18 protein-coding genes and 1 other RNA gene are annotated in these 17,638 nt (G+C 48.2%); 6 read left to right on the forward strand and 13 right to left on the reverse strand.

Annotated elements, in window-relative coordinates:
* Positions 1 to 81: 81 nt before the first annotated feature.
* An RNA gene (rnpB, locus tag P8H32_RS10365) (RNase P RNA component class A) lies at positions 82 to 467 on the reverse strand.
* A gap of 47 nt (positions 468 to 514) precedes the next feature.
* Positions 515 to 1,378 carry a 16S rRNA (cytidine(1402)-2'-O)-methyltransferase gene (rsmI, locus tag P8H32_RS10370; protein ID WP_297293566.1) on the reverse strand — a complete coding sequence of 288 codons (864 nt, stop codon included), beginning with the start codon at positions 1,376 to 1,378 and terminating at the stop codon, positions 515 to 517.
* 54 nt (positions 1,379 to 1,432) lie between these two features.
* On the opposite strand from rsmI, the gene P8H32_RS10375 reads away from it, so the two are divergent.
* Genes P8H32_RS10375 through P8H32_RS10390 form a run of 4 tightly spaced genes read left to right on the forward strand, consistent with a single transcriptional unit; the run spans position 1,433 to position 4,890 of the window.
* Complete coding sequence (locus P8H32_RS10375) at positions 1,433 to 3,316, forward strand: penicillin-binding protein activator (RefSeq protein WP_301089342.1); 1,884 nt, start codon at positions 1,433 to 1,435, stop codon at positions 3,314 to 3,316.
* Positions 3,294 to 3,680 carry a YraN family protein gene (locus P8H32_RS10380; protein WP_301089343.1) on the forward strand — a complete coding sequence of 129 codons (387 nt, stop codon included), beginning with the start codon at positions 3,294 to 3,296 and terminating at the stop codon, positions 3,678 to 3,680. The genes P8H32_RS10375 and P8H32_RS10380 overlap by 23 nt, the downstream gene beginning before the upstream one ends.
* Positions 3,681 to 3,706: 26 nt before the next feature.
* Positions 3,707 to 4,297, forward strand: a complete 591-nt coding sequence (locus P8H32_RS10385) for an SIS domain-containing protein (RefSeq protein ID WP_297293560.1) — start codon at positions 3,707 to 3,709, stop codon at positions 4,295 to 4,297.
* Between the two features lie 5 nt (positions 4,298 to 4,302).
* On the forward strand, positions 4,303 to 4,890 hold the full coding sequence (locus P8H32_RS10390; protein ID WP_297293558.1) for a BON domain-containing protein: 588 nt from the start codon (positions 4,303 to 4,305) through the stop codon (positions 4,888 to 4,890).
* 127 nt (positions 4,891 to 5,017) lie between these two features.
* Here P8H32_RS10390 and P8H32_RS10395 read toward each other — a convergent pair whose 3' ends face one another.
* From P8H32_RS10395 to zapE, 7 genes are all read right to left on the reverse strand, one after another.
* On the reverse strand, positions 5,018 to 5,446 hold the full coding sequence (locus tag P8H32_RS10395; protein WP_297293556.1) for a ClpXP protease specificity-enhancing factor: 429 nt from the start codon (positions 5,444 to 5,446) through the stop codon (positions 5,018 to 5,020).
* A gap of 95 nt (positions 5,447 to 5,541) precedes the next feature.
* A complete protein-coding gene (locus tag P8H32_RS10400; protein ID WP_301089344.1) occupies positions 5,542 to 6,192 on the reverse strand; it encodes a glutathione S-transferase N-terminal domain-containing protein in 651 nt (216 codons plus the stop codon).
* 100 nt (positions 6,193 to 6,292) lie between these two features.
* Positions 6,293 to 8,527 (reverse strand): ubiquinol-cytochrome c reductase, encoded by a 2,235-nt coding sequence (locus P8H32_RS10405; protein ID WP_301089345.1) that lies wholly within the window; start codon positions 8,525 to 8,527, stop codon positions 6,293 to 6,295.
* Entirely contained in the window at positions 8,527 to 9,126 is a 600-nt protein-coding gene (gene petA, locus P8H32_RS10410; protein WP_297293276.1) for a ubiquinol-cytochrome c reductase iron-sulfur subunit, read from the reverse strand. Before petA ends, P8H32_RS10405 begins: the two co-directional genes overlap by 1 nt.
* Before the next feature lie 370 nt (positions 9,127 to 9,496).
* Entirely contained in the window at positions 9,497 to 9,889 is a 393-nt protein-coding gene (rpsI, locus tag P8H32_RS10415) for a 30S ribosomal protein S9 (protein WP_297293275.1), read from the reverse strand.
* Between the two features lie 11 nt (positions 9,890 to 9,900).
* Positions 9,901 to 10,329 carry a 50S ribosomal protein L13 gene (rplM, locus tag P8H32_RS10420; RefSeq protein WP_297293274.1) on the reverse strand — a complete coding sequence of 143 codons (429 nt, stop codon included), beginning with the start codon at positions 10,327 to 10,329 and terminating at the stop codon, positions 9,901 to 9,903.
* A 158-nt stretch (positions 10,330 to 10,487) separates the two neighbouring features.
* On the reverse strand, positions 10,488 to 11,600 hold the full coding sequence (zapE, locus tag P8H32_RS10425; RefSeq protein WP_297293273.1) for a cell division protein ZapE: 1,113 nt from the start codon (positions 11,598 to 11,600) through the stop codon (positions 10,488 to 10,490).
* Positions 11,601 to 11,769: 169 nt separating this feature from the next.
* Between zapE and P8H32_RS10430 the strand changes: the two genes are divergently transcribed.
* Entirely contained in the window at positions 11,770 to 12,255 is a 486-nt protein-coding gene (locus P8H32_RS10430) for a DUF1043 family protein (RefSeq protein WP_301089346.1), read from the forward strand.
* A 60-nt stretch (positions 12,256 to 12,315) separates the two neighbouring features.
* On the opposite strand, the gene P8H32_RS10435 is transcribed toward P8H32_RS10430, so the two are convergent.
* Positions 12,316 to 13,077, reverse strand: a complete 762-nt coding sequence (locus P8H32_RS10435; protein ID WP_297293027.1) for a Nif3-like dinuclear metal center hexameric protein — start codon at positions 13,075 to 13,077, stop codon at positions 12,316 to 12,318.
* A gap of 106 nt (positions 13,078 to 13,183) precedes the next feature.
* On the opposite strand from P8H32_RS10435, the gene P8H32_RS10440 reads away from it, so the two are divergent.
* Positions 13,184 to 14,329, forward strand: coding sequence for a trypsin-like peptidase domain-containing protein (locus tag P8H32_RS10440; RefSeq protein ID WP_297293026.1), 1,146 nt, complete (start codon positions 13,184 to 13,186; stop codon positions 14,327 to 14,329).
* Positions 14,330 to 14,395: 66 nt separating this feature from the next.
* On the opposite strand, the gene hisD is transcribed toward P8H32_RS10440, so the two are convergent.
* From hisD to murA, 3 genes are read right to left on the reverse strand one after another with little or no spacing between them, the layout of a single operon-like run.
* Entirely contained in the window at positions 14,396 to 15,700 is a 1,305-nt protein-coding gene (gene hisD / locus P8H32_RS10445; protein ID WP_301089347.1) for a histidinol dehydrogenase, read from the reverse strand.
* Entirely contained in the window at positions 15,701 to 16,336 is a 636-nt protein-coding gene (gene hisG, locus P8H32_RS10450) for an ATP phosphoribosyltransferase (RefSeq protein ID WP_297291123.1), read from the reverse strand.
* A gap of 24 nt (positions 16,337 to 16,360) precedes the next feature.
* Positions 16,361 to 17,623 carry a UDP-N-acetylglucosamine 1-carboxyvinyltransferase gene (gene murA, locus P8H32_RS10455; RefSeq protein ID WP_297291122.1) on the reverse strand — a complete coding sequence of 421 codons (1,263 nt, stop codon included), beginning with the start codon at positions 17,621 to 17,623 and terminating at the stop codon, positions 16,361 to 16,363.
* Positions 17,624 to 17,638: the final 15 nt, after the last annotated feature.

Raw genomic sequence — 17,638 nt, forward strand, 5'->3', positions numbered from 1 at the left:
AGCGCAGTGGACCCTGTCCATGACAGAACCCGGCAACCGATCTATCTAAAAAGCCAGCAACTCAAACGCGCCAGATCAAAAAAAGTGAGCCAGCCGATAAGCCGGGTTCTGTCGTGGACAGTCATTCATCTACGATTTACGTCGCCATAAATCTTTAGCAACCTACCCGCCCACAGCGCGGGTACACGCCTATAGTGGGCCTATTTGGTCTTGCTCCGAACGGGGTTTACCATGCCGTAGACTGTTACCAGCTACGCGGTGGGCTCTTACCCCACCCTTTCACCCTTACCGGCTTCCGAGGAAGCTTAGGCGGTCTGCTCTCTGCTGCACTTTCCGTAGGCTTGCACCCCCCAGGTGTTACCTGGCGTTCTACCCTATGGAGCCCGGACTTTCCTCTCGGCCCCAACCCCGTTCAACCACAAGTGAAAGAATAGAGAAAAAGGCCCAGCGACTGCCTGGCTGGCTCGGGCGGGAGATTGCCATGCTTTAGGGGGAATAACAAGCGGACTAAGGTTTAATCCTTTTGTTGATCGAGGCCATACTGATAGAGCTGATTTTTTTTGCCGCCGGAAATTTTAGCAGCCAAAGCGGCGGCCTGCTTTAGAGGAAGCTCTTTAACGAGAATATCAAACACTCGATGACCTTCAGAATCTGAGCCATCTGCCTTATCGGCACCATGAACCAGCAATACACACTCCCCTTTTTGCTGGTTATGGTCAGCCTCAACCCAATCCGCCAGTTCAGCCACAGGCGCACGTTTAATAGTTTCAAAAGTCTTGGTCAACTCACGCGCCATTACAACCTGTCTATCAGCACCCAATACAGCCGACATATCCCTTAAGCAGGCCAATACACGATGGGGGGCCTCATAGAAGATCAGCGTGCAGGTTTCACCTTTAAGAGCCTCAAGCTGTTTAGTTCTAGCTTGCTGCCGGGCATTGAGGAACCCCTCAAACATAAATCGGTCAGAGGGAAGACCCGCAGCACTGAGTGCAGCAATGGCGGCACTGGCACCGGGAATAGGTACAACCTGGATACCGGCCGCCAGGGCAGCGTCCACCAAACGGTAGCCGGGGTCTGATATTAAGGGGGTACCCGCATCAGAAATCAGGGCGATGGATTGACCATTGGCTAATTTTTCTACCAATGCGTCGATGATATTGGCACCGGTATGATCGTGATATGCCACCAGTGGGGTAGCAATATTAAAATGCTGCATTAATCGCTTGCTATGACGAGTATCTTCAGCGGCAATCACATCTACCGATTGTAGTACCTCTACTGCTCGCGGTACCATGTCACCCAGATTACCGATGGGTGTTGCTACTACGTAGAGACATGAAGAAAGACATGAATTAGGGCCTGAGCTAACTGTCACAAATAATTCCCGCTGATTGGATATTAAAGACGCTAGCCTAACAATGCAGAGACAATGAGAACAACTCTTTTATTAATACTATTAAGCAGCATGCTGGTGGCCTGTGGCGGCCTGTCGACCAGGCCCAGCTCTCCTGAACAGCAAGCCCTATCCAAGGCTGAGCGTATTCAAGGGCTACTGACTGAAGCACACGGTAGCCTGTCCCCTGCTAAAGAGCGCATGCAACTTAAAGCGGCTACTCTGCTGCTAGAGGAAGAACAGCGCCACCTGGCCCAGCAAATTATCAACCAACTGCAACCCGATTTACTGCCGCTAAGGGACTATGCCCGCTATGTTGAGGTCAGCAGTGAGCTACTGATTCAGCGGGGAGAGTATCAGGAAGCCAGGCTGCTACTGGAAACCCCTCGCCTGCTGGAAAACCTCGATACCCTTTCACAAACCCGACAACTCACCCACGCCTTATTAAGGGCTGAAGTCTTTGCGCTACTAGGCAGCCATATCGCCAGCGCCCAACAGCGTATTTATATCAACCCCCTACTCAACTCCAAAAACCAGCGCAGCAACCGTGAAGCTATCTGGAATTCGCTGATGTATGTTTCCACCGCTGACCTGCTCCATTACCAAAAAACCAGCTTTGGTGGCGAGTACCAAGGCTGGCTGGAACTTGCGGTTATTGCCAAAGACAACCAGGGAGACCTGGAACAACAGCTGGCCCAACTCCAAAGCTGGCAACAACAATGGCAGGATCACCCCGCCAACCAAGAGCTGCCCGGCGGCCTTCAACTGATCAAAGAACTGGCAGCCAATAGACCACAACAGGTCGCCTTACTCTTACCACTCACCGGTAAACTGGCACCGTTTGGCAAAGCGGTACGGGATGGCTTTATCGCCGCACTGTATGAAACTCGCAACCGTGGCGGCAAAGTACCCAACCTGAAAATTTACAATACCGAAAACCACAGTGACTTTATGGCCCTTTACCAACAGGCCATTACTGAAGGCGCTGAGATGATTATCGGGCCTTTGGAAAAGCATCGACTCAGCTTATTATTCGATGCCGGTGATTTACCCGTGCCAACACTGGGCCTTAACCGTATTACTGATTATGGTGACGCCCCGGAACAGCTGTTCCAGTTTGGCCTGGTACCGCAGGATGAAGCCAGCCAGGTGGCCGATATCGCCTTTCTTGAAAATCACCGGCAGGCATTAATTATTGCCCCAAAAGGCGATTGGGGTGACAAGGTTAGCCAGGCCTTTAGCGAGCGCTGGGAAGCCCTGGGGGGCAAAACGATAAAGCGCAGCTTATATACCGGCCAGGCAGATTACTCCAACTCATTGAAAGACTCTTTATTACTGCAAGAAAGTGAAGACCGCTCAAAACGCATCCGGCGCTTAATCGGTGAACCGATAGAATTTCTACCAAGAAGGCGCCAGGATATTGATATGGTGTTTATGTTAGCCAGACCGCAACAGGCCCGCTCACTAAAACCGTTACTGGAATACCATTATGCAGGTGACTTACCTATATACGGTACCTCCCGCCTGTATGCCGGCTATGAAGATACCCGCAAAGACCGTGATATTAACGGTATAAGATTTACCGATATGCCCTGGGTGCTTAGGAAGCCTTCGGCCATGCAACAAACCATCAACACAGAAATCAAACAGAGTAAGCAATACCAGCGTATGTACGCACTGGGTATTGATAGTTTCCAGCTACACCCCAGGTTGCGCCAGCTACAGGAAACCGCCAACAGCCGTGTTTATGGCCATACCGGCAGATTGAAATTAAATGAGCGCAACGAGATTGAACGGCAAATGTTATTTGCCCGGTTTAAACGCAATAAGGCCACGATTATTCCAACGGCCACAGAAACTATTGATTTAATTTTAAACGACAGGGAAGGCGTCACTAATGATTGGGAAATGGCCAACTAACAGCAATAGCAACAACACGGGAGCAGCGGTTGAGCAAAAAGCCAGCCAATGGTTGCAACAGCAAGGGCTGAAGTTTATAGCAGCTAACTATCACTGCAAGGCCGGTGAAATTGATATTATTATGCGTGACAATGAACACCTGGTGTTTGTTGAAGTACGCTACCGCAGGCAAAATAGCTTTGGCGACGGTTTAGACAGCGTCGATTGGCGCAAGCAAAAGAAACTTAGTAAAGCGGCGGCTTTTTATTTATTGGAGCATCCGCAGTATAACAACCTGCCCTGCCGGTTTGATGTTATAGCAGCAAGACCCGACGGCCATGCCACGTTGCACTGGACATGGATAAAAGATGCATTCACGGTTTAAGAATCAATGAGACAGTAATAAACATTATGGATTTAGACCAGCACGTTATAGAGCTTTTTCACAGCAGTATTGATACCACCATGCGCACACTGGATGAGCAATCTGCCAGGGTAAGCGATTGCGCCATGCTGATGGTGCAGTGCTTACTGAGTGAAAATAAAATCCTCTGTTGCGGGGAAGCCACCAATGGCGCCCTGGCACAAGTATTTTCTGCTCATCTGCTCAACCGTTTTGATTATGAGCGCCCCAGCCTGCCAGCGATTAATTTAAGCAGCGATGCAACAACGATTACCGCTCTTTCCGCCGATGGTAATTTTAAAAATATCTTTGGTAGCCAGATTCGTGCTCTTGGGCAAGCCGGAGATATTCTGTTTATTATTTCCAATGCCAATGATTCTGGCACCACCCTGGAAGCCATTAAAGCAGCTCATGATAGAGAAATGGTTGTGATCTGTTTAAGCCACCAGCAAAGCAGTGACATTAAGGCTTTATTACAGCCTGAGGATATTGAATTACCTATACCCAGCGATAATAATGCCAGGGTAATGGAGTCACAGTTACAAATTATCAATTATCTGTCTGAGCTAATTGACCAACAATTATTTGGGAGCCACTAATACCCATGAAGACCTGTACTGCAAAACCTTTTTTAAACCTGTTTTTTTTAAGCCTGCTAATACTCACTATACAGGGCTGTAGTTCTATTTTATCCGCCACCACTGCCGACCCCATTGAAAGCGAAGAAGACGAGCGCACAACGGGCTCAGCGCTGGACGATGAAGTGATTGAAACCATTGCCCTGGTAAATATTGACAAAGCCCATGAGGAATTAGCACAGGCGCATATAGTGGTAGTGAGCTTTAATGGTGTGGTGTTACTGGCAGGCCAGGTAAATACCGCAGAGCAACGTATTCTCGCCGCACAAACAGTGGCCAAAATTGGCAAGGTACGCAGTGTCCATAACGAAATCACTGTGGCGGGCAAAACTTCCATGGTCGCTCGCTCTAATGACTCGTGGATTACCACCAAGGTAAAAACCAAGCTGCTGGCCGACGATGCGGTGGAAGGTGGGCGAATTAAAGTCGTTACCGAAAACGGCGTGGTCTATTTAATGGGATTGGTTACCAGGGATGAAGCCACCCGCGCTGCTGAGGTGGCCAGAAAAACCGGTGGCGTACAAAAAGTCGTTAGGATTTTTGAATATATTTAACCGCTATGTCATTCCCGCGAAGGCGGGAATCCAGACTGCATGTTTATGCTGTTATTTCCGCTAAAGCGGAAATTGACAGCACTGGATTCCCACCTGCGCGGGAATGACGGGGATGGGGTGTTTAAACTTACTTAACGACTCGTAACCCAGGTTTTTTCTTATTGCTATCGTCGGGCTTGGGGCCTGAAGATTTAACACCAGTAGGTTTGGGACCTACCGGCAATGGCGGCTCCGGATTAGAATCATCCAAATCAAAAATCATCCCCTGCCCATTTTCACGGGCATAGATACCCATCACCGCCGTCATTGGCACATAGATATTCATGGGCACACCACCAAAACGTCCATTAAATTCCATGGTTTCATTAGTCAGTAGTAAGTCCATAACGGCAACTGGCGATACATTCAACACAATCTGTCCGTTTTTAACAAACTCCTGTGGCACCTGAACATCATCAGCCATAGCATTAACCAGCACATAAGGTGTGCAGTCGTTTTCCAAAATCCACTCGTAGAGGGCTTTGACTATATAAGGACGACTTGATGTCATGGTCATAGATAAATTACCGTTTGTGCCGAGCTACCAATAAAAAGCCAAGAACAAAAAAGGGATGACAAATCATCCCTTTTTTAAAACCGTAGCTGAGGTCATTATGACGCCACTTGAGGACTACGCATTTCTTTTTCCATTTCTGACAAGCTGGCCTGGAAGGACTCACGTTCAAATAAAGAATCCATATAGGCCAATAGCGGCTTGGTCTGCTTGTTGTTGGGCATTTCAATCCCTAAAGCGGGTAAGCGCCAAAGAATTGGAGCCAAACAGCAATCTACCAAAGTAAATTCTTCATTCATAAAATAAGGCTTTTCAGTAAAGATAGGCGCAATCGCCATCAAACTTTCTTTCAATTCTTTACGCTGTTTTTCCAAGGTCTTGGCATTGGCTGTACCTTCAACCAGGCTATCAACCAATACACACCAGTCACGCTCAATACGGTAGATATACTGACGGCTTGCACCGCGAGCTACCGGATAAACAGGTAATAGTGGAGGATGTGGAAAACGCTCATCAAGATATTCCATCATCACTTTGGATTCGTATAACACCAAGTCACGGTCCAGCAAGGTTGGCAGACTGTTATAAGGGTTCATATCCGTTAGTTCGGCAGGGATATTATTCGCATCCGCTTCGATGACATCAACGGTAACACCCTTCTCGGCTAATACAATACGCACACGGTGGCTATAGTGGCTATTTGCATCGGAGAAGAAAGTCATTGAAGACCGTTTTGCAACAACACCCATTTGGTTTTCCTTAGCTGAATTCAGCTCTTTAACAAAAAATAATTTTCAAAAAAACGGTGGATCGATTGTTCCAAAATCAGCATCCGCCATTAATACACTGTTAGTGTATATCCTTCCAATATTCGCGGTTTAGCAAATAGGCAAAGACAAAGAACAGCGTGATAAATAACAACACATAGATACCAATGCGCTTGCGGTCTTCTACCATAGGCTCAGCTACATAGGCCATAAAGTTAACCAAGTCATAAATTGCTTGATCATACTCTTCAGGCGTCAACAGGCCTGGCTCGGTAACAACAAGACGTCCACAAGGGTTTAAAGCAGAGCCGTCTTCGGCAAATAAAACTTCTTCACCGGTTAGCTCATCACGCTTAATGCCACCGTTAGCTGCTTTAGCCGTGCCAGGAGCACATTCAGTCATACCTTGCAGTTCAAGCAAAACGTGGGGCATGCCCACATCTTTAAAAGTTTTGTTATTCACGCCATAAGGACGGCTTGGGTCAGCGTGAAAGGTACGCAAGTAAGTGTATAGCCAGTCAGCACCGCGAGAGCGGGCTACCAGTGTTAAATCCGGTGGCGCTGCGCCAAACCATTTTTTTGCCATAGGCTTTGGCATGGCGTTTTCCATCAGGTCACCGATTTTGGCAGCGCCCTCAATTTCACCGGACATACCTTCAAACTTCAGGTTGCCTTCAAACAACTCAACCGGCACACCAATATCGTTAGCGGTACGCTCATAACGCGCATACTGCATAGAGTGACACCCTATGCAGTAGTTCATATAAAGCTGGGCACCTTTTTGCAGTGAAGCCTTGTCAGTGGCATCTACTTCAATATGATCCAAATCAACCTTGGCTGATGCGCCAACGGCAGTCAGGGGAACGAGACACAGTAGTGCAATCGCGATTAAAGAACCCAGTGTTTTCCAGAAGCCCATACCACCATTCATCGTTACACGCTCAGGCTCTGGTAATTCCTGGTTTTTAGCAACCATAAAGGGCAAGGCAAAGAACAGTAGTGCATTAAGAATTGCGTAGATACGCGCTGAATACAATGGTTCCTGTGACGAAGGATCAAAACCGTCCAAGCCAATAAACAGCAGGAACAAGCCGGTGAACCACATGCTGCCAAAACGTAAAGCGGCAAACGCTTTATTGGTCCAGAACGGCATGGTCAGGAAGAACGCGAAGTAAACGATAGTGGTTACCTGCGCCAAAATAGTTCTGCCTGGAGTCGGAGACTTAACACCCAACACACCCAGGATAATAAACGCAGCAGCAAACACACCAATCATAATGGTAGGTACTTTACCTTTATAACGGAATGACTTGGCTTTACTGTGATCAATCCATGGCAGGATAAATAGAATCGCTACCGAGGCTGCGAAGGCGATAAAGCCTAACAACTTATCAGGAACCGCACGCAATACTGAGTAGAACGGCGTGAAGTACCAGACCGGCGCAATATGCTCAGGGGTTTTCAGTGAGTTAGCAATTTCAAAGTTTGCATACTCAATAAAGTAACCGCCCATTTCCGGCGCGAAGAAAAGAATCGCACAGAAGGCAAACAGGAACACAGCAATCGCTTGCAGGTCGTGCACCGTGTAATAAGGATGGAAAGCAACGCCGTCTAAAGGTACGCCGTTTTCATCTTTGTTTTTCTTGATGTCTACGCCGTCCGGGTTGTTAGAACCCACTTCGTGAAGAGCTAACAAGTGCATCACAATCAAACCTAATAGAACAATAGGCAGTGCAACAACGTGTAGTGCGAAGAAACGGTTTAGGGTAATACCCGAGATCAGGAAGTCACCACGAATCCACTGTACGATATCTTCACCCACAACCGGGATAGCACCGAACAAGGAGATGATTACCTGTGCGCCCCAGTAAGACATCTGGCCCCAAGGTAGTACGTAACCTACAAAGGCTTCAGCCATCAGCGCAACAAAGATCACCATACCGAACAACCAAACCAACTCGCGTGGTTTTTTGTACGAACCGTAAATCAAGGCGCGGAACATATGCAGATAAACCACCACGAAGAACGCCGAGGCACCGGTGGAGTGCATATAGCGGATAATCCAGCCGTAATCGACATCACGCATGATGTATTCAACCGACTTAAACGCTTCTTCAGAACTAGGGGTAAAGCTCATGGTGAGCCAAACACCGGTCAATAACTGGTTAACTAATACAACAAGGGATAGAACACCAAAGAAGTACCAAAAGTTAAAGTTTTTTGGCGCGTAGTACTTACCCATATGGGTGTTCCAGGCGCGCATAATTGGCAGACGATCGTCAACCCAATCTCTCAATCCTACTAGCATATTGATCATTAGGCTGCCTCCTGATCCACACCGATCACCATCACGGTATCGGTTTCAAAAGAATAAGGGGGTACTACAAGGTTAGCGGATGCTGGTACACCTTTGTAAACACGCCCGGACAAGTCGAACATTGAACCGTGACAGGGGCAGAAGAAACCGCCGACCCAATCGCTGCCATCACTGGTTGGAATTGAACCCACTTCAGGGCGATATTTAGGTGCGCAACCCAGGTGAGTACATAAACCGACTAGCACCATATATTCGGGGTTGATAGCACGCGCTGCACCTTCAATATACTCAGGCTGGTCAGCCGTATCCGAGGCGGGATCTTTCAGAGAGCCTTCAAGGCTGTTTAACTCAGCCACTGACTCAGCATTACGACGAACGACGTAAACGGGCTTACCGCGCCATTCAACGACCTTCATTTCGCCAGGCTCAAGCTTACTGACATCAAATTTAACAGGTGCACCGGCGGCTTTCGCCTTGGCACTTGGGTTCCAGGAACCAACAAACGGAACAGCGATACCGACAGCTCCTGCAGCACCTACCACGGAGGTAGCTCCTGTCAAAAAGCGTCGCCGCGTAGTATTAACGCCGTCATTACTCATGACGTAATCCCCCTACAGGCTAACAAGTTTTAAACCAAACCGAGTTTTACTACCCTTAAAGTAGCCACTCTCAGCACGGATTTTTGAAAAATTTCTCTAAAACCGCAGATATCTGCTTCGAATGGGGCCAAATAGTAAAGAAGTTGGCCCCTGCTTACAAGAATGAACCCTAGATAATTCAAGGACTTCCCCCTGCATAACAGTCAAAACTAAAAAGTAAACAGTCAAAATCTGCTGTTTTTCCAGTTGATAGCGAAAACCCTATCAACAGTCATAAAAAAACGCCCAGACTTTAGCAATCGTGGACGTTTTTTTGCGTGGCCTGGCAATCTGTTTAAAGACTTTGCCAGGCGCGAAATACAACCAACAATTAACGTTTCGAGAACTGCGGCTTCTTACGTGCTTTACGCAGGCCAACTTTCTTACGCTCAACTTCACGCGCATCGCGGGTTACATAACCCTCTGCACGTAGTGCTGGACGAAGACCTTCGTCATATTCCATAAGAGCGCGAGTAATGCCGTGACGAATTGCACCAGCCTGACCAAAGCTGCCACCACCGGCAACAGTGATGTTAAGGTCAAACTTATCAGCCATTTCTACAAGTTCCAGAGGCTGACGAACAATCATACGAGCAACTTCACGACCGAAGTACGTGTCGATAGAGCGCTTATTGATAGTGATTTCACCGGAGCCAGATTTTAAGAAAACTCTGGCTGTTGAAGTTTTACGACGGCCGGTACCGTAATATTGAGTAGCTGACATAGTTCCGTCCGTTATAGGTTAAGTGTTTGAGGCTGTTGGGCAGCATGGGGATGTTCAGTACCAGCGTAGACTTTCAGCTTTCTGAACATTGTGCGACCCAGTGGATTGCGAGGCAACATGCCTTTAACCGCATTCTGGATAGCGCGCTCCGGGGCTTTATCAATAAGCTTCTCGAAGCTGATTGACTTTAAGTTACCCACATAACCTGTGTGACGGTAATAGATTTTGTCTTTTGCTTTATTACCAGTAACCTGGATTTTCTCAGCATTAACAACGACGATATAATCGCCAGTATCAACGTGCGGGGTGTATTCGGCTTTATGCTTGCCACGCAAGCGGTGTGCGATTTCTGTCGCTAATCGACCCAGGGTTTTGCCATCGGCATCTACCAAGAACCAATCTCGCTGAACAGAATCCGGCTTTGCACTGAAGGTTTTCATCTTTTTAACAACCTATATTGTAGAGGTGCTACTAACTTGAGAGCAGGGACTCGTATTTACGAAGAGCGCGGATTGTACAGAGATGAGGCAGGTAGATCAAGGCTTTTGGCGAGTTAATTAGGGGGGAATAAGTGGCTTATTCCCAATATTCCAATGACTTAGGGTCGATGCTCAAGGGCGAGGTAGTCATGGGACTGCATTTCTAACAATCGGCTCTGGGTGCGTTCAAACTCAAAGCTCAGCCTGCCGCCGGTATAGAGCTGCTCGAGGGACACTTCTGCGGATAGCACCAGCTTCACATTGCGGTCGTAAAACTCATCCACCAGATTGATAAACCGGCGCGCCTGGTCATCTTTGCTAGTGCCCATTTGCGGCACATCGCTGACCAAAACCGCATGAAACTCCCGGGCCAGCTCAATATAGTCATTCTGGCTGCGGGGGCCGTCGCAGAGTTCTTTAAAGTCAAACCAGGCCACATCATCAGAGACACAGCGGGCAATAACCGGCCGACCTTCTATATCCAGGGGCTCATTGCGCTGAATATGCTCGGCATCGGGGTTCAGACTGGTAAAGGAGCGGTCAAGACTTTTATCGGCCCCATCATCCAGGGGATAATGGTAAAGCTCTGCTTGTTCCAGTGCTCTCAGGCGATAATCAATACCGCCATCAACATTCACCACCTCTGTATGCTGCTTGACCAAGGCAATGGCTGGCAGGAAGCGGCTGCGTTGCAGACCGTCTTTATAGAGACCATCAGGGACAATATTGGAGGTAGCTACCAGGGTAACACCGCGACCAAATAGCTGCTCGAACAGCCCCCCGAGAATCATGGCATCGGTTATATCCGACACAAAAAACTCATCAAAACAAATCACTTTGGCTTCAGCGGCCAACTGGTCGGCAATCAGGTTTAAAGGGTTTTTCTCACCCTCAAGCTTGGCCAGCTCTTTATGAACACGCTGCATAAAACGGTGAAAGTGAACGCGCATTTTACGTTCAAAAGGCAAAGCATCATAAAAGGCGTCCATCAGATAGGTTTTGCCTCGACCAACCCCGCCCCAGAAATACAAGCCTTTGACAGGCTCAGCTGTTTCCGGAGTCTTAAAACGACCTAACCAACGAGAAATGAAACCATCACTCGTAGTTTCAGCCTCCGCCGCTAGTAAGCGACTATATAAATCCTGCAAATAAGCCACGGCCTGCTCTTGGGCGGGATCATAAGAAAAATCCGGCTGTTTAAGGTCCGATTGATAACGCTCTGTAGGAGTCATACTATTGAAATCATCATTAACTAAAATGGCTCTGCGCCTTAGGGCGGGCAACTTTACCGAGATAAACAAACAGTATCAACCTATGATCAGTTGCAACAGGGCTCTGACGCGCGCCGATTTAAACGTTATACTAGCCCCCCCAAACCCAATTATATTGAAGGATAGATTTGTGTACTCTCTGGAATTAGTTATTACTGTTGTTTTTGCTATGACAATTATCGGCTTGGCCGCTGGCTATCTAATCGCTCTGAAGACTGGCGCCTCGCAGCAATCACAACGCCTGCTGAAAGACCAGCTTAATGAGATGAAAGAGCAACAGGAAAGCTACCAACACGAAGTGTCTGAACACTTTGTAGAAACCGCAGGTCTTTTAAACCAGCTAACCACCAGCTACCGCGATGTCCATAATCATTTGGCGAAAGGGGCGCAGTTGTTAGCGGGAGACAATGCCAAAGAAACACTTGAAGCCCTGGAAGCTGGAGACACTGAGACACCAGCGATTGTTAACGAAGGGGATACCATTACTCCACCGTTAGACTACGCGCCTAAAACGGCTCCCAATGAGCCTGGCATGCTAAACGAAGAGTTTGGTCTTGATAAAGAGCAACGCCAGCAGGAAATCGAAGGTGTGTTGGCTGCTGAAGACAGAATGTAACAACGTCATTCCCGCCTGCGCGGGAATGACAGTTCGTATACGTAAACGTGATGCCAAGAGCTAAGCCGGATTATCAATATCAATAAATTGGTAATCCAAACCAAACTTCTCAGCGACAAACTCACCCACTGCCTGCACACCATAGCGCTCCGTTGCGTGATGCCCCGCCGCTATATAGTGAATACCCAATTCCCTTGCGCTATGCACAGTAGGCTCAGAAATCTCACCGGAAAGATAAGCATCCACACCCAGCGATGCCGCCTGGTCAATATAACCCTGTGCGCCGCCGGTACACCAACCAATAGTCTCTATCAGTTGATCCCCACCTTTAATGAATAAGGGCTCTCGTCCCAGGGCGGCATTCACATGCTGGCAAAATTGTTCTGCCGACAAAGGCGCCGCCAGACGGCCAATATTACCCACCGAATGGGGATTGCCGGGTTCCAGGCCATCGGTCACGGTTAGGTCAAGCAACTTGGCAAGCTGGGCGTTATTACCCATTACCGGATGAGCATCCAGCGGCAGGTGGTAAGCAATCAAACTGATATTATGTTTTAACAAAGCCTCTATACGGCGATGTTTTATACCCACAATACAGGGATCTTCCCCTTTCCAAAAATAACCGTGATGTACCAAAATCGCATCCGCGTTTTCTTCAATCGCACGATCAATCAAAGCCTGGCTGGCAGTCACACCGGCTATTAAAGTATTGATGGTTTCACTGCCCTGCACCTGCAAACCATTAGGGCAATAATCATTAAAGGCTTCCGGCTTTAATAATTCATTAGTACAGTTTAAGAACTCTTTCAGGCTTACAGACATCGTTATTCGCTCAGTACTTGTAGAATAGATATAGATCTGCCACCGCAGCAAAACTCATGTTAGGCTACAGCATCAAACGTAAATCTCAAGTGTGGCTAACACCCTTATGAAAGAGTTTTTCCAATTTTTGCGCTGGCCCGTTGTCTGTGGCTTATTAGCCGCCATTATTATTCTGGATCACTTCCCCAATTTTTTGGGTTTGGATAACTCCACCAGCAATGGCCAAAGCCAGCAAATTGCTGCGCCAGCCAGTCTGCAAGGTCCCTACTCCTATTCCCAAGCGGTAAAACAGGCAGCCCCTGCTGTGGTTAATATCTACACCAGCAAAACCGTTAAGCAGGAACTGCCACGCCGATATAGAGATCCCTTTTTCCGCTTTTTTTTACAGCGCAATAATATCCAGCAAAAAGAACGGGTAGAACGCAGCCTGGGCTCGGGTATTATCATCAACCCTAACGGCTATATCCTGACGAACAATCACGTCATCAAAGAGGCCGATGAGATTTTAGTCTTGCTACAAGATGGCCGGGAAGCTTTGGCAACAGTGATTGGCACTGACCCGGAGACCGACTTAGCGGTACTAAAAATTGACTTAAGTGACCTTGAGACTATTACTATCGGCGATCCATCCCAAGCCATGGTGGGTGATGTGGTGTTAGCGATTGGCAACCCCTATGGTTTTGGCCATACCGTCACCCAAGGTATTATCAGCGCTACTGGCCGCTACGGTTTAAGACTGACCACCTATGAAAACTTTATTCAAACCGATGCGGCTATTAACCCGGGTAACTCCGGCGGCGCACTGGTTGATGCCCAGGGCAAACTACTGGGTATTAATACTGCCATTCAAAGTAACTCCGGTGGCTCACAGGGTATAGGTCTTGCTACCCCTTCCGATCTCGCCTTGAGAATTATGTCGGACCTTATCCAGTACGGCAAAGTGATCAGGGGCTGGCTGGGTATTGAGGTGCAAGCAATACCTGCCGCTATTGCGCAATCTTATAATTTGCCGTTTAACAACGGCGTTATTATCACCGGTACCTATCGGGGTGGCCCGGCGGATGACAGTGGTTTAGTGGGTGGGGATATTATTACCAGTATTAACGGGCAACCGGTGGGTGATGGTCACGCGGGCATGAACTTTATTGCCGCCACCAGACCCGGTGAAGAAGTGGCTATTGAAATTGTCAGGGAAGGACAAATAATGAATGTGAATGCAGTGGTGGGCAGCCGGCCAAACGCCAGGGAGTAAATCGCACCGTCATTCCCCCCCTGTCATTCCCACCTTCGCGGGAATGACAGGGGGCGGGTAATGGCGTTATTTCTTGATACGGTATTCAGCAGAGCGGGCGTGAGCCGTTAAGGACTCACCTCGTGCCAAAACAGAAGCCACTTTACCCAACTCCGAAGCACCTTCCGCCGAGCAGTGGATAATCGAGCTGCGCTTTTGGAAATCATAAACACCCAACGGCGAAGAAAAACGCACCGTACCCGAGGTGGGTAAAACGTGGTTAGGGCCAGCGCAATAATCACCCAATGCTTCTGAGGTATAACGTCCCATAAAGATGGCACCGGCATGTTTAATTTGCGGCAATAATGCTTCAGGGTCTTCAACGGATAATTCCAGGTGCTCGGGGGCAATACGATTACAGACCGCAATCGCCTGCTCTATATCACTCACCTGAATTAACGCCCCACGGTTATACAAAGACGCTGTAGCAATAGCTTCGCGCTCCAGGGTGGGTAGCAACTTTTTAATACTGGCTTCAACCTTATCGATAAACGCAGCATCGGGACAAACCAGAATAGATTGCGCGTTTTCGTCGTGCTCAGCCTGAGAAAACAAATCCATGGCAATCCAATCGGGATCGGTTTGACCATCGCAGATCACTAAAATCTCTGACGGTCCGGCAATCATATCCAGCCCCACCTGGCCAAAGACCTGCCGCTTTGCTGTGGCTACAAAAATATTGCCCGGCCCAACAATTTTATCAACTTGTGGAATGGTTTCAGTACCGTAGGCCAATGCTGCGACGGCTTGCGCGCCACCAACGGTGATGACCTTATCAACACCGGCAATGGCTGCCGCTGCCAGTACAATATGATTGATTTCACCATCGGGCGTGGGACTGGTCATCACAATTTCTTCAACCCCTGCCACCTTCGCAGGAATCACATCCATCAAAACGGTGGATGGATAAGCCGCTTTACCACCGGGGACATACACACCCACTTTTTCCAGGGCAGTAATCTGTTGGCCCAACACGGTGCCATCGGCTTCTTGATAAGACCAGGAATCTTGTTTTTGATGCTGGTGATAAGAGCGAATTCGATTGGCGGCTGTTTCCAGCGCCGTGCGCTCTGCTGCAGAAATCATCGTCAGGGATTGTTTAATTTGCGCTTTATCCATCACCAGTTCGGTCATAGACTTTGCACTCATACGATCAAAGCGATTGGTGTACTCTAACAAGGCTTCATCACCACGCGCTTTAATCGCGGCAATCACATCATTAACCACCCCCACAACAGAGTCGTCAGACACAGAATCCCAGGCCAGTAACTGGCTTAGGCGCTGCTCAAAGTCGGCTTGATTGGCATTGAGGCGGGTAATAGACGCTGACATTTAAGCCGCCTCCACCGCTGCGCGCAGTTGCTCAATAATTTGTGAAATACGCTGGTGCTTGCGCTTCATGGCGGCACGGTTCACCACCAGACGGGAACTGATATCCGCAATTAAATCCTGCGGCTCCATACCATTGGCCTTTAAGGTATTACCGGTATCCACAATATCGACAATCATATCGGCCAAATCCATTAAAGGCGCCAACTCCATTGCACCATAGAGCTTAATAATATCGGCTTGAATACCTTTTTCCGCGCAATAGTGTTTTGCCACATTGGTGAATTTTGTAGCGATACGAACACGACCTTGAGGTAATTCTTTACCCACCAGACCCGCTGTCATTAAACGGCATTTGGAAATATTTAAATCTAACGATTCATATAAGTCAGCACCGCCGGCCTCTAGCAACATATCTTTACCAGACACGCCCATATCAGCCGCACCATGTTGTACATAGGTCGGCACATCCGAACCACGAATAACTAGCAAACGGATATCCGGCTGGTTGGTATCAAAAATCAGCTTGCGGCTCTTGCTAATATCTTCAATCGGCTCAATGCCTGCCGCTGCTAACAAGGGCAGTGTCTCTTTGAGGATACGGCCTTTAGTTAAGGCGATAATGACTTGTTGGTCCATAGTGCTTCTTTAGTAGCTCGTGATTTACTTCGCCAAACGACGAATATTCGCGCCCAGCAGCTGTAGTTTCTCTTCAATACATTCGTAGCCGCGGTCAATATGGTAAATACGATCAATCACCGTATCACCTTCAGCCAGTAAACCTGCAATAACCAAACTGGCTGACGCCCTGAGATCAGAAGCCATAACCGGTGCTGACTGCAAGGTATCCGTCCCCTCTATGATGGCAGTATTGCCTTCAATAGAAATCTTAGCACCCATACGATTCATTTCCTGGGTCTGGTTCAGGCGGTTTTCAAAGACGGTTTCTGTGACTCGACTAGTGCCTTCCGAAATCGCATTCATGGCGGTAAATTGCGCCTGCATATCCGTAGGGAAAGCAGGATAAGGGGCAGTTTTAATATTAACCGCCTGAGGCCTGCGCCCCTCCATATCCAATTCAATCCAATCATCACCGGTGGTGATTTTGGCTCCTGCCTCTTCCAGCTTAACCAGTACCGCTTCCAAAATATCGGAGCGGGTATCTTTTAATTTAACGCGTCCGCCGGTTGCAGCGGCAGCCACCAAATAGGTACCGGTTTCAATTCTATCGGGCATCACTGAATATTCACAGCCATGCAAACGCTCTACACCTTCAATCGTAATAGTGGGCGAACCATGACCACTGACCTTGGCACCCATTGCGTTTAGACATTCTGCCAAATCAACCACTTCCGGCTCACGGGCGGCGTTTTCAATCACCGTTGTCCCTTCGGCTAAGGCTGCGGCCATCATGATATTCTCGGTGCCACCCACGGTTACAGTATCCATTAAGATATATGCGCCTTTAAGACGACCATCAACCTTGGCGCGAATATAACCTTCATCCACATCAACCGTTGCACCCAACGCTTCGAGGCCGCGCAGATGCAAATCTACGGGACGGCTACCAATGGCACAACCACCGGGGAAAGATACATTGGCTTCACCAAAGTGCGCCAGCATTGGGCCTAACACTAAGATTGAGGCGCGCATGGTTTTAACCAATTCATAAGGCGCAGTTAAATCTTCAATGGTGTTGGCATTAACTTCGATACCCAACATCTCATCAATCACCACATCAACCCCCATACAGCGCAGCAGCGCAATCATGGTAGTAATATCGTGCAGGTGAGGCAGGTTGCGAATAGTGACAATTTCATCACATAACAAGGTTGCCGCTAAGATAGGCAGGGCTGAGTTCTTAGAGCCGGAAATCCGAATCTCACCATTTAAGGTTGCGCCACCACTGATCAGTAATTTATCCATCAAAAAAGCCCGTTA

Origin of the sequence: Oceanicoccus sp. (genome assembly GCF_029238675.1) — a bacterium.
GTDB lineage: Bacteria > Pseudomonadota > Gammaproteobacteria > Pseudomonadales > Dasaniaceae > Oceanicoccus.

What these genes read in the sequence shown, in the direction of transcription:
- P8H32_RS10375 (WP_301089342.1), top strand. Translation starts at nt 1,433, where the DNA reads ATGAGAACAACTCTTTTATTAATACTATTAAGCAGCATGCTGGTGGCC.
- P8H32_RS10380 (WP_301089343.1), top strand. Translation starts at nt 3,294, where the DNA reads ATGATTGGGAAATGGCCAACTAACAGCAATAGCAACAACACGGGAGCA.
- P8H32_RS10385 (WP_297293560.1), top strand. Translation starts at nt 3,707, where the DNA reads ATGGATTTAGACCAGCACGTTATAGAGCTTTTTCACAGCAGTATTGAT.
- P8H32_RS10390 (WP_297293558.1), top strand. Translation starts at nt 4,303, where the DNA reads ATGAAGACCTGTACTGCAAAACCTTTTTTAAACCTGTTTTTTTTAAGC.
- P8H32_RS10395 (WP_297293556.1), bottom strand. Translation starts at nt 5,446, where the DNA reads ATGACCATGACATCAAGTCGTCCTTATATAGTCAAAGCCCTCTACGAG.
- P8H32_RS10400 (WP_301089344.1), bottom strand. Translation starts at nt 6,192, where the DNA reads ATGGGTGTTGTTGCAAAACGGTCTTCAATGACTTTCTTCTCCGATGCA.
- P8H32_RS10405 (WP_301089345.1), bottom strand. Translation starts at nt 8,527, where the DNA reads ATGATCAATATGCTAGTAGGATTGAGAGATTGGGTTGACGATCGTCTG.
- petA (WP_297293276.1), bottom strand. Translation starts at nt 9,126, where the DNA reads ATGAGTAATGACGGCGTTAATACTACGCGGCGACGCTTTTTGACAGGA.
- rpsI (WP_297293275.1), bottom strand. Translation starts at nt 9,889, where the DNA reads ATGTCAGCTACTCAATATTACGGTACCGGCCGTCGTAAAACTTCAACA.
- rplM (WP_297293274.1), bottom strand. Translation starts at nt 10,329, where the DNA reads ATGAAAACCTTCAGTGCAAAGCCGGATTCTGTTCAGCGAGATTGGTTC.
- zapE (WP_297293273.1), bottom strand. Translation starts at nt 11,600, where the DNA reads ATGACTCCTACAGAGCGTTATCAATCGGACCTTAAACAGCCGGATTTT.
- P8H32_RS10435 (WP_297293027.1), bottom strand. Translation starts at nt 13,077, where the DNA reads ATGTCTGTAAGCCTGAAAGAGTTCTTAAACTGTACTAATGAATTATTA.
- P8H32_RS10440 (WP_297293026.1), top strand. Translation starts at nt 13,184, where the DNA reads ATGAAAGAGTTTTTCCAATTTTTGCGCTGGCCCGTTGTCTGTGGCTTA.
- hisD (WP_301089347.1), bottom strand. Translation starts at nt 15,700, where the DNA reads ATGTCAGCGTCTATTACCCGCCTCAATGCCAATCAAGCCGACTTTGAG.
- hisG (WP_297291123.1), bottom strand. Translation starts at nt 16,336, where the DNA reads ATGGACCAACAAGTCATTATCGCCTTAACTAAAGGCCGTATCCTCAAA.
- murA (WP_297291122.1), bottom strand. Translation starts at nt 17,623, where the DNA reads ATGGATAAATTACTGATCAGTGGTGGCGCAACCTTAAATGGTGAGATT.